We start from the raw sequence: 375 nt of genomic DNA, 5'->3' as shown, positions 1-375 counted from the left end.
ATCACCGCGAGTTAAACAGGCATTCTTAAGGATTTTTGCGTAGCTAGATTTGCCAGAGCCATTGTCACCATATACTGCCGTCAGACCTTCGGTTTTGAATTCTAACAAGGCATCAGAAACCAATGCAGACACATGGTTTACTTTACCAATGCTCTTTAAGGTTACAGCCTGCCCTTCCTCACCAAACCCAGTAAGGTCTAGTGGCGCAATGTAGTCTGAGTAAGATTCATCCTGAGTCTCTAGGCCATGCTCCATTTTGGCAACGGTGAATAGAAGCTGTAAGTCATCACCTTCTAATTCACCTTTCTCAGCAGCTAACCTGATAGCATGACGCCACCATAGGTTCTTTTTTAACTTGTTAGCCCAGCTAACAAC

General features: G+C 44.3%; 1 pseudogene. It reads right to left on the bottom strand.

Going from position 1 to position 375, the window contains the following annotated elements:
* A pseudogene (locus tag AB4486_RS28190) lies at window positions 1–375 on the bottom strand (ATPase); the annotation flags it as partial.

Source organism: Vibrio sp. 10N.222.55.C6 (genome assembly GCF_041473395.1).
GTDB lineage: Bacteria > Pseudomonadota > Gammaproteobacteria > Enterobacterales > Vibrionaceae > Vibrio > Vibrio crassostreae_C.
Note: the sequence above shows the minus strand (reverse complement) of the source record. Positions and strands in the feature narration are given on the sequence as shown.